General features: G+C 41.3%; 13 protein-coding genes. All 13 read left to right on the forward strand.

All coding sequences use genetic code 11. The features are described from left to right. Window positions 1-435 precede the first annotated feature (435 nt). The 13 genes from G4417_RS15330 to G4417_RS15390 all read left to right on the forward strand — a co-directional run bounded on the left by G4417_RS15330 (window position 436) and on the right by G4417_RS15390 (window position 17,886). Window positions 436-1,752: a VanZ family protein gene (locus tag G4417_RS15330; protein WP_173717700.1), complete on the forward strand. Its 1,317-nt coding sequence runs from the start codon at window positions 436-438 to the stop codon at window positions 1,750-1,752. 633 nt (window positions 1,753-2,385) lie between these two features. After that, window positions 2,386-2,550: a hypothetical protein gene (locus tag G4417_RS15335; RefSeq protein ID WP_173684096.1), complete on the forward strand. Its 165-nt coding sequence runs from the start codon at window positions 2,386-2,388 to the stop codon at window positions 2,548-2,550. A gap of 53 nt (window positions 2,551-2,603) precedes the next feature. Next, entirely contained in the window at window positions 2,604-4,340 is a 1,737-nt protein-coding gene (locus tag G4417_RS15340) for a leucine-rich repeat domain-containing protein (protein ID WP_173684097.1), read from the forward strand. Window positions 4,341-4,591: 251 nt separating this feature from the next. Further along, window positions 4,592-5,320: a hypothetical protein gene (locus G4417_RS15345; protein WP_173684098.1), complete on the forward strand. Its 729-nt coding sequence runs from the start codon at window positions 4,592-4,594 to the stop codon at window positions 5,318-5,320. Between the two features lie 605 nt (window positions 5,321-5,925). Next, window positions 5,926-6,168 carry a hypothetical protein gene (locus tag G4417_RS15350; protein ID WP_173684099.1) on the forward strand — a complete coding sequence of 81 codons (243 nt, stop codon included), beginning with the start codon at window positions 5,926-5,928 and terminating at the stop codon, window positions 6,166-6,168. Between the two features lie 376 nt (window positions 6,169-6,544). Continuing rightward, window positions 6,545-7,879 (forward strand): dGTP triphosphohydrolase, encoded by a 1,335-nt coding sequence (locus G4417_RS15355; protein WP_330598740.1) that lies wholly within the window; start codon window positions 6,545-6,547, stop codon window positions 7,877-7,879. An 11-nt stretch (window positions 7,880-7,890) separates the two neighbouring features. Beyond that, window positions 7,891-8,484: a hypothetical protein gene (locus G4417_RS15360; RefSeq protein ID WP_243872179.1), complete on the forward strand. Its 594-nt coding sequence runs from the start codon at window positions 7,891-7,893 to the stop codon at window positions 8,482-8,484. A 203-nt stretch (window positions 8,485-8,687) separates the two neighbouring features. Beyond that, entirely contained in the window at window positions 8,688-11,633 is a 2,946-nt protein-coding gene (locus tag G4417_RS15365; RefSeq protein WP_173684100.1) for a fucose pyrophosphorylase domain-containing protein, read from the forward strand. 22 nt (window positions 11,634-11,655) lie between these two features. Further along, on the forward strand, window positions 11,656-12,531 hold the full coding sequence (locus G4417_RS15370) for a helix-turn-helix transcriptional regulator (protein ID WP_173684101.1): 876 nt from the start codon (window positions 11,656-11,658) through the stop codon (window positions 12,529-12,531). Between the two features lie 230 nt (window positions 12,532-12,761). Then, window positions 12,762-13,814 carry a GDP-mannose 4,6-dehydratase gene (gene gmd / locus G4417_RS15375; protein ID WP_173684102.1) on the forward strand — a complete coding sequence of 351 codons (1,053 nt, stop codon included), beginning with the start codon at window positions 12,762-12,764 and terminating at the stop codon, window positions 13,812-13,814. 21 nt (window positions 13,815-13,835) lie between these two features. Continuing rightward, window positions 13,836-14,777 carry a GDP-L-fucose synthase gene (locus G4417_RS15380; RefSeq protein WP_334296884.1) on the forward strand — a complete coding sequence of 314 codons (942 nt, stop codon included), beginning with the start codon at window positions 13,836-13,838 and terminating at the stop codon, window positions 14,775-14,777. A gap of 43 nt (window positions 14,778-14,820) precedes the next feature. Further along, entirely contained in the window at window positions 14,821-16,146 is a 1,326-nt protein-coding gene (locus tag G4417_RS15385; protein WP_173684104.1) for a sugar phosphate nucleotidyltransferase, read from the forward strand. A gap of 66 nt (window positions 16,147-16,212) precedes the next feature. Further along, on the forward strand, window positions 16,213-17,886 hold the full coding sequence (locus tag G4417_RS15390; RefSeq protein WP_173684105.1) for a phospho-sugar mutase: 1,674 nt from the start codon (window positions 16,213-16,215) through the stop codon (window positions 17,884-17,886). The last annotated feature ends 642 nt before the right edge of the window (window positions 17,887-18,528 follow it).

Below are 18,528 nucleotides of genomic sequence, written 5' to 3' on the forward strand. Positions count from 1 at the left end.
GAATGCACTTGGAAAACATATTGAAATAAAAATCTGTGATGACTGACAGATTTTTATTTCAGGATAATCATAAATGATAGTATTATTAAAAATAACAAAGCGAAATGGAGGGAGAAAGATCGCAAGAAAAGAAAGTGGAAATATAGAACAACCATTGCGGTTTAAAATGAAGATTGTTATAATAAAAAACAGACGGAATGTAGAAAACAGAAATTGAGGAAGATTAGTGTTTTACTGGAAGATGAAGGCAGCGCCGAACGTTCTCCATATGATGTTGTGGAGAAAATCTCCGGCGAATGCACAGGGTAGGGTATTTTGAAGAACACGACGAAATGTTTTATATTTATTTTTCTTGCTGTTTTTACCCTCATTTCAATTATAGCCGTTTGGCCTGATAGTGGTAAGGACCATAATTCCGGATTTACTTCAGCAGAGTTGGAACTTGAGGAGAAAACAGAAAAAGATTCAACAACAGATAGCAGTATAACAATATATACCTTTGTAAATGGAGCAGAAGAAACGACCTGTGCGATTGACAGAGGATATGCTGTTATGAAGCAGCTTAAGAATGCCGAAGGGCAGGTAACAGAAGAAAGATATTTTGATGCCGATGGGAATCCGGTAAAATTGTATGACAGCTATTGTGGCGTAAAGTACGAATATCATAATCACGAAGTAATCCTTCGGTATCTGAATTCAGAAGGCAATACGATGCCGTTGGTTACATATTCCACCATAGTAAGAACTTTAGACGATGCCGGAAGAGCTGTAGATGATTATTACTATGATCTGGACATGCAGCCCGTCCAGTGGGCTGGGTACTATGGAATGCACAGGGATTATGATGGAAACGGCTGGAACAACAGGATCACTTATCTCGACAGGAATGGTCAGCCAGTGTTGTGTTCATCCGGATATGCAATAAACGAGTACAAGCGCGATGAAGAGGGAAATGTAATAGGAGAATTCTACTTTGACATACAAGGAAATCCAACAAAATCGTTACTTGGCGAATGCGGACAGTTGTATAAACGGGATGAGAATGGCAGAATAAATCAGATTACCTATCTTGATTCAGACGGGAATGCGAAGACGAACAGTGCCGGATATACCATCCTTAAACGTACCTACTATCGTGATGGTAATATCAATACCGATATGTACTTTGATAAAGTTGGAAATCCTGTGGCTCTTTCAAAAGGGCAGTATGGAATCAAATACAGTGGAAAAATTATGTTGTTGTTGAATAAGAATGGGCATGCTATGCTGTGTGTGGACAATATCCTGAATGGATTTCCATTTATGGTGGTGGTATTTGGATGTGTGCTCTGCTTTGTAATATTGGTGTTGCCGAAAGGATGGAGCATTCTTTTGACAGGTGCTTATGTAGTGTTTATTCTTTACGAAACACTGATGTTCCGGGAGACAGGGAATGCGAGAACGAATTTTGTGTTGTTTTCTTATGCCGGAAATTTCTTGAAGGAGCAGTCCGTCAGAGTAGGTGTGATCAATAACATTTGGCTTTTTGTTCCATTGGGAACTGGGCTGTACAGGATATTCCAGAAGAAGTGGGTGTTAGTGGTTCCGCTGGTGTTTTCGGTACTGATTGAAGCAACTCAGTATATTACGGGACTTGGCATCGCGGAGTTCGATGATGTATTTGGAAACACGTTGGGCGGTTGGATCGGTGTGGTTGTAACTTGGACTTGGGTGAAGAATAAAGCCATGCGGACTACCAGATGGAAAATTTGAGAATATAGCCGTGTGTGATATTCGTGGCTTTTCTTAAATCGAATGGTTTGCTGAAACTAATTAAATAGTCCGTGAAGTATCGGTTTTTTTTGAGATTTTACCATTAAAATCTACTTACTATGTACAAAATTCTACAGTAACATCCCTCATAACTGGGGAAGTGAATATCAGTTGGAATGATGACCGATATTCAGTACGTACGAAGAAACTGGTTAATGCATCGGAACATTAATAACAGCAGAATATATCCGAAGATATGGGTGGGGAAATAATTGCATAATTTTACGAAAAATGTTGAATAAATTTGAAAAATTGATATAATGTAAGACAAGAACAAAAGCGGATATCTTAAATCGTCGCATTGTCGCGTTTAAGGGAGAAGTGGACAAAAATCACCTTATATATTCACTTGAAACATAGTGAAATGGTATTTTGTCCGCTTTTTTATGTTTTAGTGCTTTGGAACAAAATGATCTTCTGCCATTTAGTAAAAATGCTGTGCTGTACTTCATTGGAGTCAGGTACCAATGTTGGTAACATAGCGTCAAATTCCATTAGGAATGTGATAAGATAAACGTAAGTTGATGCTTGAAGGGTAACGGAATGATAAGATATCAAAGAAAGAGGGATATTATGAATATATTTGCATTGTTCTTAATAGAATTTGTAGGTATTTCAATTATTGTAGGTATCTTTATAGATATTATCACAGGGCGTTGGGAACGGGCGAAAGTAATAGGAATTTTATGTATTGTTGTTCTGGTAATTGCGTACATATATGTAACATATTTTAAGTAATTTTTGATATAACATTTATACGAAAGAAGAATTCAATGAGGTATCTATAAGTTATGATAAAGAAATATGAAACACATTTTTCGCCGATTTCTTTAATATATTTGTTGGTAACAGGTGCTATTCTGGGGATAGTCATAATCAAGTCAGCTTTAGCTTTTGAAATACTAAAAGAATTTATAGTTACGCTTGTCGAAAATTTTGATATCCATTTGTCAATGAAGAACGTACTAGATGTTGTAGATGGCGATGAATTTGAATTTGTATTTTTTGTGTTATGCATGTTACAGGTTACGTTTATTTCGCGCATAGTTGGGAAACTTATAGAGGATGGAACTTATTTAGACAAGATTTTCATGTTTTTGGGAAGCACATGTCTGTCTTGCTTTTTGGGTATATCATATAGTTTGTATCCTATAAAATTGTTAGAAAGTGCATTTGGTTATGTTACTATCGCAATTTGGGTTGGAGTAAATTTTATATATGGTCTTGCTAAAGCTGTTCAGGGAGTGGCTGAATATGAATGGGGAGCATATATATTTGTATTTAGATGTGTGTTGTATTTCTTTATAAACCCTTTTATGTTGGGATTTCTGTGTGTGCTATTTCCAACATTATTGGGAGTTCAGTTGTATGCATGGTTATATGATGTTATTTTATATAAGAATATAGTTCTATTGGTTATAACAGTTCTTCTTATATCATATCCGCTGAATAAACTTTGCGGAAAATTAATGGATTTGTTACTTGATATAGTCATGGTAGCATATGTGGGTGTTACGGATATATTTTATGGTATCTTTTCCATAGTATTGATTGTAGGATGGTTTGCATTAATGATTTTTAAAACAGGGTATACAGACATCACGTTTATGATTGATAATGAAAAACACAGATACGAAGCTATACAGACGATTAACAGAGGAATAGAAAAAGATCTCTGGTGGGGATATTTTTCAGATGGAACCTTAGTAATAGATGGCGAAGATGTAAGAATGAAGGATTACAATTTTAATAATTCTCCTTGGTATAAGTATCGTGACGAAATAAGCAGAATTGTAGTTTTGGATGGAATAAAATATATAGGAAATTGTAGCTTTTGTGGTATGTATAACGTTAAGGAAATATATATTTCAAAAGACGTTAATGAGATTTCTGATCTGGTATTTTTAGATTGCAAATCGTTGAAAACAATAAATGTTGATAAGGAAAATAAAGTTTATTCCAGTGTAAACGGTATACTTTTTGACAAAAGCCAAACCATGTTATTGACATGCCCAGAGGCCAAAAAAAACATTGAAATCCCTGCGTCAGTAATGAAGATAGAGGATAATTTTACATATAATTATATGTTGGAAACAATCAAAGTCAGTGAGGATAATAAATATTTTTCGTCTAAGAATGGTGTTTTGTATAATAAAACAGGCACGCGATTGATTAGATGTCCTATTGGAAAAAAAGGAGAATATTCTATAGACAATAATACGAAGAAAATAGAAACTTCTGCATTTGAGTATTGCAAGGAACTGGAGAATATTATTTTATCTAATAAATTGAAAGAAATTGGAGCTTCGGCATTTTCTGGCTGCAAAAAGCTTAAGAGAATGGTGATTCCGGAATCTGTAAAAAATATAGAAAGTTATGCTTTTAAGGATTGCGAAAACTTGGAAGAGGTGGTATTTGAGGGAAAAATTGAAGAAATAGGATATGATGTATTCTTACGTTCAAGTCCTCGGATTCTGGGATTGAATTTGCCGTTGAAGAAAAGTGGGGGACATGTACATTCTTATTAAATAAATTTTTTTCAGTTGATTACATTGGCAACATTGGAGCAAGACCCTATAAGGGAGCTGAACTGACACTCTGGTTATGGACAGGCGGGACGAGAGCAGTTAGGACTCGGCATAGACTGATAATTCTGGTAGACATGGGCGGTTCGCTGCCGTAGATGGATGGTTAATACACAAGACCGTGTAGAACGAAATAAGAAGATGTTTTACCTCGTGTACCTAAAATCCACTATTTTTATACCGGATACAGAGAAATGTCCATTCCTATGGCTCCTTCTTCTGAGATATTAATTGATGAAATAAAAAAATCCTTGATTTTCAAGGAAAAAAGACTTGACTATATAGAGATGGAGATAACTATGCTCAATAATATAATTTGTTCACTAATTGCGTCTGGAATATGGGCGATGATAGTGGTAATTTTTTCACCTCAAATTATTAAAAATGTAAAGAAAATAATGGTTTCTTTAATGGATTCAGGATCAGTATATGTTTTTTCTTCTTATAGTGATAAAGAATTTATAAAAGATTTAAAATATGAATTGAAACATACGAAGAACTTAAGAATTTGTACGAGTCGTGGTAGTTTTTTGATGGATTCACTATATAGAGAATGTTTAAATAAGAAAGATATTCCGATATGGATTCTATTACCAAATACACGGGATAATAAGTGGATAAAGATACGAACATCAGAAGTAAATGCTTCGGGAGATGGGTATACGGAAAAAGCGTTTATAGGAGCAATTGAATCTAATATTGAATTTTTACATGCTTGCAAAGGCTCGATTAAGATTAAACTATATGATTGTATTCATATTGGCAGAATTGTGCTCACAGATAGAGTGGCTTATTTTTGTCCTTATTTAGCTAATACATATGGGGAGGATGTTCCTGTTTATAAATATGCTGTGAACTCTATAAAATATAATTGGATAATGAGACTGTTTCAAGAAATGTGGAGTGTTGCTTCAGTTGTATAGTAAGCGCTTAAATCCTAGGTAGCTTTACTGTCTATATTTTTAAACTCATAATGATAGTAAATAGATTGTGTATTCTGGCGTCAGAGCGTGCTTCCAGCTAAGGGTATATAGTCCGGTGGGTGGAAACCCCATCAAATAAGCTGCTAACCACAGCATTTGAAGCGAGTCTTGAGTTTGTTGCGGTAACGTTGCAGGCTAAGCGTAGACAGCAAGATAACCGGGATAGCTATTGAGCACCGAAATCCCAAAATCACCAGAGGGTCGATATCGTGGTCTGGATGGAAGACAACATATGTATTTATCGTTATGGTGAGATTTTGCATACCTCTGCGGTGTTGGTTGGAACTATTCATGTTATACAGGGAATATATATCAACTGGAGAGAACCTGCATTTTCTTCTGTAATGTGTAAACAGAAAGTATGCCTGACAACCAAAAGAGGATAGCAAAAGAAATGCAGGTAGTCGGAGGTCTGAATAGTACCGATGAAGGTATGAACAAATAAATACCAGAGGGAAGTCGAGATAGAACTGTTCCTCACAGTTCTGGCCTGCGAAACTATATCAAAAAGGAAACATAAGCTATACACAGAGATGGAGGTACTAATGGAAACGAAATTGGCGAGAATATCACAATTATCAAAGAAAAATCCTGATATGGTATTTACGTCTTTAGGATATCTGATTAATACAAAGTGGTTCTATGAACATCTGAAACATAGAATAGGATACTTTGGATTAAGCATCGAGGAAGATAAGAGCCGTCTGATAGAGTTCGGGCGTTATACAAAAGAAAGATGTAGAAAAGCCGGAACAAAACCAGAGATTTTAGAACAAAAAACAGCATAATTTTACGAAAAATATTGAATATATTTGAAAATGTTGGTACAATGTAATACAAGAATAAAAGCGGATATCTTAAATCGTCGCATTGCCGCGTTTAAGGGAAGAAGTGGACAGAATTACCTTATATATTCACTTGAAACATAGTGAAATGGTATTCTGTCCACTTTTATATTTAGAAGATTGTAAAATCAAACTGCAGGAGAATATGGATATGTACAATGCAGGTGAAGACTATCAGTGTATGCCTGATAAATTAAATAAAATCTGAAAGTAAAAAATATATCAAAGTATGCATTGGAGAGGGAAACAATAACGTCCTTTTTAGGATATTATGTTGTTGCCTCACAATAGAGAAACGCAAAAAGAGAAGTACATTGTAGTGAAAAAACTAAAAAAGAGGGAATACAAAGCTATGACAAAACAAATTAAAAATAAAAATATTTTTTTCTCTGATGAGGAAAAAAAACTATATCTGGATAATTTGCATGACAATAAAGAATTATGGTATCGTGCACATACAATGGAGAAAACAAGAGACCGTGCTGATGGAGAATTTCAGAGAGATTACTCCAGAATAATGTATGCTTCATCGTTTCGCAGACTTCAGGGTAAGATGCAATTACTTGGAATAAAACCGGATCAGTTCTTTAGAAATAGGTTAACACATAGTTTGGAAGTAGCTCAAATTGCGCGTTCCATAGCATACGAATTAGGATACTCACAGGAAGAATCTTTTGTGGTAGAGGCTGGTGCATTAGCCCATGATATTGGAAACCCTCCATTTGGTCATTCTGGAGAAAGAAAATTACATGAATTATTTGAACATGCCGGTGGATTTGAGGGAAATGCCCAGACGTTGAGAATACTTACATCTGTTGAAAAGAAAAAGAAAGATTTTCAGGGATTAAATTTGACATATAGAACAATGCTTAGTGTGGTCAAATATTTTCACAAATATAAAGAAGGCAATTCATTAATTTATAAAAAATTCATCTATGATGATTATAATTTACTGAATAATTTTGTAAAAGAGAATCACATAATTGTCAGGACTTTAGATGTTCAGATCGTGGATATTGCAGATGAAATTGCATATGCAGCTCATGATCTGGAAGATGGATTAAGACAAAAATGTTATACAATTGATGAAATCTTACAGGACTTTTATAATAAATATGGAAATTGTGATTCATTTAAGAGATTGGAGAAAATAGTCAAAAAATGTAAAAAAGTTAGTGGCTATAAAACGGATAATATTGATTCATCTATTTCTTCAAAATTATTCAGGCAAGAGTTATCTTCTATACTTATCCATACTCTTATTAATGATCTGGGATTTATTAAAATTACGGAAGAAGAAAAAGCAAAAAGAGGATCTCAATTTGATAAGGAATTAGGATTTAAAGAATATGGGGACTTAGCTCATGGATTAAAAAAAATAACATATTCGTGTATTAATCACAACGATGCGGTATATACATATGAAAAAAAGGGAGACATAATCTTAGAAAGATTGGTGGAATTTTACAGAGATAATACGCTTTTTTTACCTCCGGAATACAGAGTGGAAAACTTTATACATGAAACAAATGAAGATAAAAAAATGCTTCAGGAAAGATTGATTTGTGACTATATATCTGGTATGATGGACTCCTATGCTATAAGTCAATATGAAAAAATAACAGGAGAACAATTTAGTAAAATTGTGTTATAGGGTAAATATCAATGAATAAATTAATGGGATTTTTAGAATTGAAAGAAATGAGTTTACCATCGATTCCATGGAAACAATATACAGGGAATGAGAAACTGGATGAGAAATATCTTTGGACTATAAGAAGTGCAGTCTATAGAGGAGAAGACTTAAATTTACCTCGTTTAGTCGGGGAAGATGCAGAAAATGCAACTAAATTCGCTGAGAATCTTTTGTATAAACTTGGTAATAATGGGATGGTAATATTTTATCCATATTTTATTGCTAATAAAAGCGGAACACTTGAAGTTAAAAGAAATAGTGTTATTATTGAGGCAGTAAAGGAGGATTTGTGGAATTTAGTAACGTATTCCGATCATGAGGTTACAATTATTTATCATGATAATCAGGAACCGGAATATATGGGAAACAAAAATTTCCTGAAAACAGACGAAAAAGAACAGTTGCTGAAATATGTGCCGGAAATAAGAAAATTGTTTAAGGATGATTTATTAGAAGGAAAATCAGCTTTATTGGAATGGAGTTTCGCAGTTTCCTGTGATGTAAATAAAAATCCTGCAGGTGATGAGTATTTAGTTTTCTATGAGGCACGCACAGTAAAATAATAGTATAATTTTAATAAAAATATCAAGTAAAATTTGAAAAGCTGATGTAATATAAAAGTTGCTACCTTAATTATCGTGCTTAAAAAGAAAAGTTGACAAAGTGCCATATATATTTTTTTTATAAAAAGACGTCGAAATAAATCAATGAGATTTATTCCGGCGTTCTTTTATTGCAAAAATCTATACCCAAGGAGGACTCCCAAATGACAAACCTAAATTCCCTTTTCCTGTCCCAGGCCTACAATGACTGCTGGGACGATTATAACAGATCTTTAAAACTCCGCAGCTTCCCACGTTGGGACTACGTAATCCTGACTGCTTCCAATGAGCAGCAGGCAGAAGGTTTCCGCAAACAGATTGAAGACAGACAGAACTTCCTGCCGAAAGGTACGAAGTTTGTTGCCATCCCGGACCGTGATGGCAGGCGTGTCGGCTCCGGAGGAGCTACGCTGGAGGTTCTGAGATATCTTCATGAACAGGAAGAATCCTTTGACAGCCTTCGTGTGCTGGTGATTCATTCCGGTGGGGACAGTAAGCGTGTGCCCCAGTATTCTGCGTTGGGTAAGCTCTTTTCGCCGGTACCTCATGAGCTTTCCAATGGACGAAGTTCTACTTTATTTGATGAATTCATGATATGCATGAGCTCTGTTCCTTCACGGATTCGTGAGGGGATGGTGCTGCTGTCGGGAGATGTACTGCTTTTATTTAATCCTCTTCAGATTGACTATAACAATGCGGGTGCAGCTGCCATATCCTTTAAGGAAAACGTAGAAACCGGCAAGAACCATGGTGTTTATCTGAATGGACCGGACGGAAATGTGAAGTGCTGTCTGCAGAAGAAATCTGTGGAGGTCCTGCGGGAAGCAGGAGCAGTCAATGAATCCGGCTGTGTGGATATTGATACCGGGGCACTGATCTTTAGTACTGACATTATGAAATCTTTATATTCACTGATTGAAACAGACGCGGACTATGACAGAAATGTCAATGAAAGAACGCGTCTTTCTCTTTACGCTGATTTTCTTTATCCTCTGGCTTCGGATTCTACGCTGGAGAGTTTTTACAGAGAGAAGCCGGAAGGTGAATTCTGTTCGGAGCTGACTGCTGCCAGAACCCGTGTGTGGGAGGTGCTGCGTCCCTACAGGATGAAGCTTCTGCGTTTGGCACCTGCGAAGTTTATTCATTTTGGAACGACCAGGGAGATACTGGAGTTGATGAACGGAGGTGTGGATGAATACCATTATCTGGGATGGAGTCGGAAAGTGGGCAGCAGTATCCGCAGTGATGTGTCTGGCTATAACAGTGTACTGAGCAGCAGGGCATCTGTTGGAAAGGACTGTTATCTGGAAGTTTCCTATGTGCATGGAAATTCCAGGATTGGCAGTCACAGTGTGCTCTCTTACATAGATGTGCAGGATCAGACTATTCCTGATAATGTTGTCCTCCATGGGCTGAAGCAGAGAAACGGTAAATTTATTGTCCGTATTTTTGGCGTAAATGATAATCCCAAGGAGAACCGGCTGTTTGGCAGAGATCTGGATGAACTGGAAGATACACTTGGAGTGAAACTCTGGGAGGAGAACGGACAGGCACATACCTTGTGGTCTGCCGGGCTGTATCAGGAGGCAGATACGATCCGGGAGGCAACAGATGCGGCACTGGAGCTCTATGAGATTGTCACAGGAGAGAAAAAATTTGACAGAACTTTATGGACTGCAGCTTCTCATAAGTCTCTATGTGCCGGATTTAATGAGGCGGATCCGGATGCTATCATAGCATGGAATAAGCGGATGGCAGATCTGGTAACCATGGACGGGATTGCAAAGGCAATCAGGGATCAGGTTCCGGCAGGAAGTATAAGAAAGCTGCAGTCGCTTACAAAGATTCAGAAGGAATGGCTGGAGAAGCGTCTGAGAAAAGCTGATTTCAGTGAAAAAATGCGCCTGCATTATTATCTTGGAGTAATCCTTGAGGATGAAAATGAGGTGCAGAAATGTTTCCGCATTATTCAGTCGGAGGTTCTGGAAGCGACGATCAAAAGCCTGGCTTATAATGAACAGGCAAGGATTGTTACAGATCATCATACAGTCAGGCTGCCGCTCCGTGTGAACTGGGGAGGTGGCTGGAGTGATACGCCGCCCTATTGTAATGAAAAGGGCGGGACTGTATTAAATGCCGCCATTCTTCTGAATGGGGAGAAGCCGGTAGAGGTGACATTGGAGAGGATTCCTGAGCAGAAGGTTGTTTTTGACAGTCGGGATATGGATGTTCATGGAGAGTTTGACACGATTGAGCCTTTGCAGGCCACAGGCGACCCTTATGATCCATTTGCCCTGCAGAAGGCCTGTCTTCTTGCCTGTGGGATTATTCCGAAGGAAGGACATACTCTGAGTGAAATACTGGAACGTCTTGGAGGTGGTTTTGTCATGCATTCCGAGGTGACAAATGTCCCCAAAGGCTCAGGACTTGGAACTTCATCTATTCTTTCGGCAGCCTGTGTGAAGGCAGTGTTTGAATTTATGGGGATTCCATATACGGAGGAAGATTTATATGCCCATGTACTGGCAATGGAGCAGATTATGTCCACGGGAGGTGGCTGGCAGGATCAGGTTGGAGGTATTACGCCGGGTCTTAAATATACCACTTCTATGCCTGGTCTTCAACAGCAGCTTCAGGTAGCGCATATAGAGCTTTCACAGCAGATAAAGAAGGAACTGGACGAGAGATTTGTCCTGATCTATACAGGTCAGAGGCGTCTGGCGAGAAATCTTCTCCGTGATGTAGTGGGACGCTATGTGGGTAATGAGCCGGATAGCATGTTTGCATTGGAGGAGATCCAGAAAACAGCGGCACTGATGCGTTTTGAACTGGAACGTGGAAATGTAGATGGTTTTGCGAAGCTTCTGGATTATCACTGGGAACTGAGCAAAAAGATTGATGCCGGAAGCAGCAACACGCTAATTGAGCAGATTTTCAGCAGTATTGAGGAGCTGGTGGATGGAAAGCTGGTATGTGGTGCCGGTGGCGGCGGCTTTCTTCAGGTAATCCTGAAAAAGGGTGTGACAAGGCAGATGGTGGAAGAACGTCTGAAAGAAGTATTTATGGACAGCCTTGTTGGTGTGGCTGACTGTAAGCTTGTGTGGGAATAGAAATTCCGAAGGAAAAAAGCAGATGAAAGATTTATTTATCAATACACAATTACCGGTTGTCACTTCTGACAGGATTTTATATACATCTTCAAATTTTGCCAGGACTTCTTTACTGTATTTGCAGGAGATTGGCTCTCTGCAGGTACATAAGCCTCACAGCACAGGTCGCAGCGGTCTGTCCTCCTATTTGTTTTTTACAGTGACAGACGGGGAAGGTGAGCTTACCTTTGAAGGCAGGACGTATTTTCTTCATACAGGAGACTGTGTGTTTATTGATTGCAGGAAGCAGTATGCACACAGCAGTTCTGAGAAACTGTGGAGTTTATCCTGGATACATTTTTATGGTTCGAATCTGACAGCAATCTATGACAAGTATTTAGAGCGGGGTGGAAGAGCAGTCTTCCACCCCGTTTCCGTTTCCGGGTTTCTGGAAATTTATCGCAGGATTTATGAGCTGGCAGATTCCGATGATTATATCCGGGATATGAAGATTAACAGTGAGCTGAATTATTTGCTGACACTTTTGATGAATGAGTCCTGGCATCCTGCGGAGAAGCACAGGGATGCAGATTTGAAAAAACAGAATGTACTCCCTGTAAAGCAGTATCTGGATGAGCATTATCAGGAGAAAATAAGCCTGGATTTTCTGGCAGAACATTTTTTCATCAGCAAATATTATCTGACCCGTGTATTCAGGGAGCAGTTTGGTGTAAGTATCAGTAACTACCTGATGAATAGAAGAGTTACGAAAGCAAAGTATATGCTTCGCTTTTCCGGCGAGAAGGTAAAAAACATTGGATATGAATGTGGTCTGGGAGAACCTCATTATTTCAGCCGGGTTTTCAGGCAGATGGAGGGAATGAGTCCGTTAGAGTACAGAGAGAAGTGGGAAAAATAAGAAAAGAGAGCAAGATAATGTAAGAAAATGGCGGGAAAGGGCAATATCGTGAATTCAGACCTTCCAGATTTTTTACTAAAATAGGTACCGTAATCAAAATCCCATTAGAAATCACTTTTGTTGATGGGATTCTGATCTGACAGAGATTGCTGAATATTTATGGGGGTTTACAGAATTGCTATAAATATCAGACAAATAGTAATAACCGGGAAGAAAGTTGAGGTTAATATATGTCTAAGATTGCACTGATTACCGGTATCACCGGTCAGGATGGTTCTTATCTGGCTGAATTTTTACTGGAGAAGGGTTACGAGGTTCACGGCATTGTCCGCCGTGCTTCGATTTCCAATACTGTCCGCATTGATCATCTGATTGAAAAAAACGTTATTAAACTTCATGACGGGGATCTGTCTGATTCATCAGGGCTGATCCGTCTGGTAAATGAGATCAGGCCGGATGAGATCTACAACCTGGCTGCACAGAGCCATGTTCAGGTGTCATTTGATGCACCGGAGTATTCCGGAGATGTGGACGCACTGGGTGTCCTTCGTGTGCTGGAAGCTGTCCGTGTCTGCGGCCTGACGAAGACCTGCAAGGTGTATCAGGCGTCCACTTCTGAGTTGTACGGTAAGGTAGAGGAAGTTCCGCAGAAGGAAACCACACCGTTCCATCCGTATTCCCCTTACGCCGTGGCAAAGCAGTATGGATTCTGGATGGTAAAGGAATACCGTGACGCTTACGGAATGTTTGCAGTCAACGGCATCCTGTTCAACCATGAGTCTGAGCGCCGTGGAGAGAATTTCGTCACCCGTAAGATCACGCTGGCTGCCGGTCGTATCGCCGAGGGGCTGCAGGATCATCTGGAGCTTGGAAACATGGATTCTCTGCGAGACTGGGGCTACGCTAAGGACTACGTTGAGTGCATGTGGCTGATCATGCAGCAGGATAAGCCGGAGGATTTCGTTATTGCGACCGGTGTGCAGCACACAGTCCGTGACTTTACCGAGAAGGCGTTTGCGGCTAATGGTATGACCATTCGCTGGGAAGGCACTGGCATTGACGAGAAGGGCTATGATGCAGTTACCGGCAAGATGCTGGTCTGCGTGAATCCTCAGTGGTTCCGTCCGACTGATGTGGACAACCTGTGGGGTGACCCGACCAAAGCAAAGACGGTTCTTGGATGGAATCCGCAGAAGACAAGCTATGAGGAACTGGTAGAGATTATGGCGAAACATGACCGCGAGCGCGCAAAGAGTGAGAAGGCCATGAAAGCTGTTATGTGAGAAAGAAGGCATGAGATTATGATGGAAAAGAATGCAAAGATTTATGTTGCAGGTCATCGGGGAATGGTGGGTTCTGCTATTGTCCGTGAACTGCAGCGTCAGGGATATACGAACATTGTGACACGCACACATAAGGAACTGGATCTGACCCGTCAGGATGCGGTGGAGGAGTTCTTCAAGGAAGAAAAGCCGGAGTATGTATTCCTTGCAGCTGCCAGGGTAGGCGGCATTGTGGCAAACCAGAGTGCACTGGCAGATTTTATGTATGACAACATGATACTGGAGATGAACGTGATTCATTCCGCATGGAAAAACGGCTGCAAGAAGCTTGAGTTCCTCGGATCTTCCTGTATCTATCCGCGTATGGCACCACAGCCGATGAAGGAGAGCTGCCTGCTGACTTCTGAGCTGGAGAAGACCAATGAGGCGTATGCATTGGCAAAGATTTCAGGATTAAAGTACTGTGAGTTCCTGAACCGTCAGTACGGCACGGATTATATCTCTGTTATGCCGACCAATCTGTATGGACCGAACGACAACTACCATCCGACACACAGCCATGTACTTCCGGCGCTGATCCGCCGTTTTCATGAGGCAAAGGTGAGCGGTGCTTCCAGCGTGACCTGCTGGGGCGACGGTTCTCCGCTGCGTGAGTTTCTGTATGTGGATGATCTGGCAAATCTGTGCGTGTTCCTGATGAACAACTACTCCGGCAATGAGACTGTCAATGCCGGTACCGGTAAGGAGCTGACCATTAAGAAACTGACAGAACTGGTGGCAAAGGTTGTGGGCTACACGGGTGAGATCAAGTGGGATCCGGACAAGCCGAACGGCACACCACGTAAACTTCTGGATGTTTCTAAGGCAACGAACCTGGGCTGGACGTATAAAACCGAGCTGGAGGACGGCATCCGTCTTGCGTATGAGGACTTCCTGAACAATCCGATGCGCGCCGAACGCTAATGGATTATAAGGCTGCATTCCCGAAAAAGGGGAGGAGAAGATTATGAATATCATTTTGTTGTCTGGAGGCTCCGGCAAGCGTCTGTGGCCCCTTTCCAATGACATCCGTTCCAAGCAGTTCATCAAGATTTTCAAGAAGGAAGACGGCACCTATGAGTCCATGGTGCAGCGTGTTTACCGCCAGATCAAGAAGGTGGATACGGATGCGACTGTGACCATTGCCACCAGTAAAACACAGGTATCTGCGATTCACAACCAGCTGGGTGAGGACGTAGGAATCAGCGTGGAACCATGCCGCCGTGATACATTCCCGGCCATTGCACTGGCAACAGCCTATCTGGTGGATGTGATGCACGTTGACCCATCTGAATCCGTAGTAGTCTGCCCGGTTGACCCTTATGTGGAGGATGGTTATTTTGAGGCATTGAAGGAACTGTCAGAGCAGGCAGACAAGTGTGAGGCAAACCTTGTGCTGATGGGTATTGAACCGACCTACCCCAGTGAGAAGTACGGATACATTATCCCGGAGAGTGCCAACCATGTGGCCTCAGTCCAGACCTTCAGGGAAAAGCCGACTGCGGATGTGGCAGAGCAGTATATTGCGCAGGGAGCGCTCTGGAACGGTGGAGTGTTCGCTTATAAGCTGGGCTATGTGATGGACAAGGCACATGAACTGATGGATTTCACCGACTATCAGGACTTGTTCGACAAATATGAGACTCTTAAGAAAATCTCTTTCGATTATGCAGTTGCAGAGCATGAGCCAAAGATTCAGGTTGTGCGTTTTGGAGGTATGTGGAAAGACCTCGGCACATGGAATACATTGACTGAGGCGATGGACGAAAGCATCATCGGCAAGGGTGAGCTGAACGATAAGTGTTCCGGAGTACATATCATCAATGAGATGGATGTGCCGGTACTGGCAATGGGGGTGCATGATGTGGTGATCTCCGCGTCACCGGAGGGCATTCTGGTCTCGGATAAGGAGCAGAGCTCTTACATTAAGCCGTTTGTGGATAAGTTCGAACAGCAGATCATGTTTGCCGAGAAGTCGTGGGGCAGCTTCAAGGTGGTCGATGTGGAGACCACATCCCTGACGATCAAGGTAACTCTAAATCCCGGTCACAGCATGAACTACCACAGCCACAAAAACCGTGATGAGGTGTGGGTAGTCATCTCAGGCGAGGGCAGGACCATCGTGGACGGTATGGAACAGATGGTAAAGCCCGGTGATGTTATTACCATGTCCGCGGGCTGCCGCCATACAGTACTGGCAGACACGGAACTGAAACTCATCGAGGTACAGCTTGGCGAGGATATCAATGTCTACGATAAGCAGAAGTTTGAGCTGAAACAGCTTCGCACATGAGATTCTCCGGACAGCAGGGAAGATGGGAGTATAAGGTAAGATTACAAGGAAAGACAGGGGTGTAAGATGGATATCAGAAAAGAATATGATCGCTGGCTGGCAAATGCCGTGGCTGATGCCGATGTTATAGCGGAACTAAAGATGATGGACGATACGAAAGTCGAAGATGCTTTTTACCGTGACCTTGCATTTGGTACGGGTGGTCTGCGTGGTGTGATTGGTGCAGGTACCAACCGCATGAATGTTTACACAGTGGCAAAGGCTTCTCAGGGTCTGGCGGACTACTTAAAAAAGAACTTTGAGACTCCGTCTGTGGCCATTGGTTACGACAGTCGTATCAAGAGTGATGTATTTGCGAAGGTTGTTGCCGGGGTGTTTGCAGCCAATGGTATCAGGGTCAATATCTGGCCTGTTCTGATGCCGGTGCCGACCGTATCCTTCGCAACCCGCTATCTGCACACCTCTGCTGGTGTCATGGTGACCGCCTCCCACAATCCCGGTAAATACAACGGCTATAAGGTCTATGGTGCCGATGGCTGCCAGATCACCACTGAGGCTGCAGCGGAGATCCTTGCTGAGATTGAGAAGCTGGATATTTTTGCAGATGTCAAGACCAGTGATTTTGAAGCAGGCGTGGAGAATGGCAGCATCCAGTATATCCCGGATGAGGTTTACACTGCGTTCGTGGAGCAGGTCAGGAGGCAGTCTGTCCTGTTTGGCGAAGAGGTCAATAAGAATGTGGCCATCGTGTACAGCCCTTTGAACGGTACCGGTCTGAAGCCTGTGACCCGCACCCTGAAGGAAATGGGCTACACCAACATCACTGTGGTCAGGGAACAGGAGCAGCCGGACGGAAGCTTCCCTACCTGTCCGTATCCAAATCCGGAGATCAAGGAAGCAATGGCACTGGGCATGGAGTATGCCAGGAAGTGCAACGCCGACCTGCTGCTGGCTACTGACCCCGACTGTGACCGTGTGGGCATTGCAGTCAAGAACAAGGTAGGGGAGTATGAGCTGCTGACCGGTAACCAGATGGGTATGCTGCTGCTGGACTATATTTGCAGTCAGCGCATCAGGCATGGCAAGATGCCCGCCGACCCGGTCATGGTCAAGACGATTGTTACCATGGATATGGGTGAGCAGATTGCTGCTCATTATGGCTTGCGTACTATCAATGTGCTGACCGGTTTCAAGTTCATCGGTGAGCAGATTGGCAAGCTAGAACAGCAGGGCAAGGCAGACAGCTATGTATTCGGTTTTGAGGAAAGTTATGGCTACCTGACTGGCTCCTACGTCCGCGACAAGGACGGTGTAGACGGTGCTTATATGATTTGCGAAATGTTCAGCTATTATGCGACTCAGGGTATCAGCCTGTTGGACAAGCTGGATGAACTGTACAAGACCTATGGCTACTGCCTGAACACGCTGCATAGCTATGAGTTCGACGGCAGCGCCGGTTTTGCCAAGATGCAGAGTATCATGCAGGCATTCCGGGGTAATATCAAGGAATTTGGCGGCAAGAAGGTCGTAAAGCTGTTGGACTATGCGCCGGGTCTGGATGGACTTCCCAAGTCCGATGTGCTCAAGTTCCTGTTGGAAGATAACTGTTCCATTGTTGTACGTCCCTCCGGCACTGAGCCGAAGCTGAAGATCTATATTTCTGTTAGTGCAGAGAATAAAGAAGCCGCAGAGAAGGTGGAAGCTGAGATTGCAAAAGCTGCAGAAAAGTGGCTTCGTTGATTGTGAACTTCCATAATAAAGTGCAACTCAAGTGAATCATACGGATTGAGAATGCACTGAAAATACTGAAAAAAAAGGAAAAACCTGCATTTTGTTATTGATATACCTGATGTAAAAGGAAAAATCACATTTCGAACCAAAGGTAAGGCTTGCTATGTTTATTATGAGTACAGCCGTGAGTACGATCCGTCCAAACAGTATACAAATGTAAAAAGGGTTACCATCGGTAAAGTCTTACCGGAAGATGAAAATAAAATGAGACCTAATGAAAATTTCAGGAAATATTTTCCGGAGGTTGAACAGCCTGAGGAAAAAACAGTTTCATGCAGAAGCAGCTGTTTGAACCTTAACTTCCTGAAAAAATAACACTCAAAAAATGGCAGATGGTAAAAAACCTTGAAAAATAGGGATTTTTTGGCAGAAAATCTTGAAAAAACGGGGAATCAGGAGTAAAATATTGAGCACGTCTCGGAGTCAGACTCCATGAAATACCGATAAAGAAAATAAACCGGGACTAAAAGTTCTATAAAAGAAACATAAAATATCTTGCAAAAACTTATCACGAATGATAAAATCTCATAAATGAATTATCAGAGATGGGATAGGGAGATAAGCAAATGCAGGAGAACATGAAAGAATACC

This window comes from Blautia wexlerae, assembly GCF_013300825.1.
Lineage (GTDB): Bacteria > Bacillota > Clostridia > Lachnospirales > Lachnospiraceae > Blautia_A > Blautia_A wexlerae_B.

Coding starts and splice junctions, on each gene's coding strand:
- G4417_RS15335 (WP_173684096.1), top strand. CDS start 2,386: ATGAATATATTTGCATTGTTCTTAATAGAATTTGTAGGTATTTCAATT.
- G4417_RS15340 (WP_173684097.1), top strand. CDS start 2,604: ATGATAAAGAAATATGAAACACATTTTTCGCCGATTTCTTTAATATAT.
- G4417_RS15345 (WP_173684098.1), top strand. CDS start 4,592: ATGTCCATTCCTATGGCTCCTTCTTCTGAGATATTAATTGATGAAATA.
- G4417_RS15350 (WP_173684099.1), top strand. CDS start 5,926: ATGGAAACGAAATTGGCGAGAATATCACAATTATCAAAGAAAAATCCT.
- G4417_RS15360 (WP_243872179.1), top strand. CDS start 7,891: ATGAATAAATTAATGGGATTTTTAGAATTGAAAGAAATGAGTTTACCA.
- G4417_RS15365 (WP_173684100.1), top strand. CDS start 8,688: ATGACAAACCTAAATTCCCTTTTCCTGTCCCAGGCCTACAATGACTGC.
- G4417_RS15370 (WP_173684101.1), top strand. CDS start 11,656: ATGAAAGATTTATTTATCAATACACAATTACCGGTTGTCACTTCTGAC.
- gmd (WP_173684102.1), top strand. CDS start 12,762: ATGTCTAAGATTGCACTGATTACCGGTATCACCGGTCAGGATGGTTCT.
- G4417_RS15380 (WP_334296884.1), top strand. CDS start 13,836: ATGGAAAAGAATGCAAAGATTTATGTTGCAGGTCATCGGGGAATGGTG.
- G4417_RS15385 (WP_173684104.1), top strand. CDS start 14,821: ATGAATATCATTTTGTTGTCTGGAGGCTCCGGCAAGCGTCTGTGGCCC.
- G4417_RS15390 (WP_173684105.1), top strand. CDS start 16,213: ATGGATATCAGAAAAGAATATGATCGCTGGCTGGCAAATGCCGTGGCT.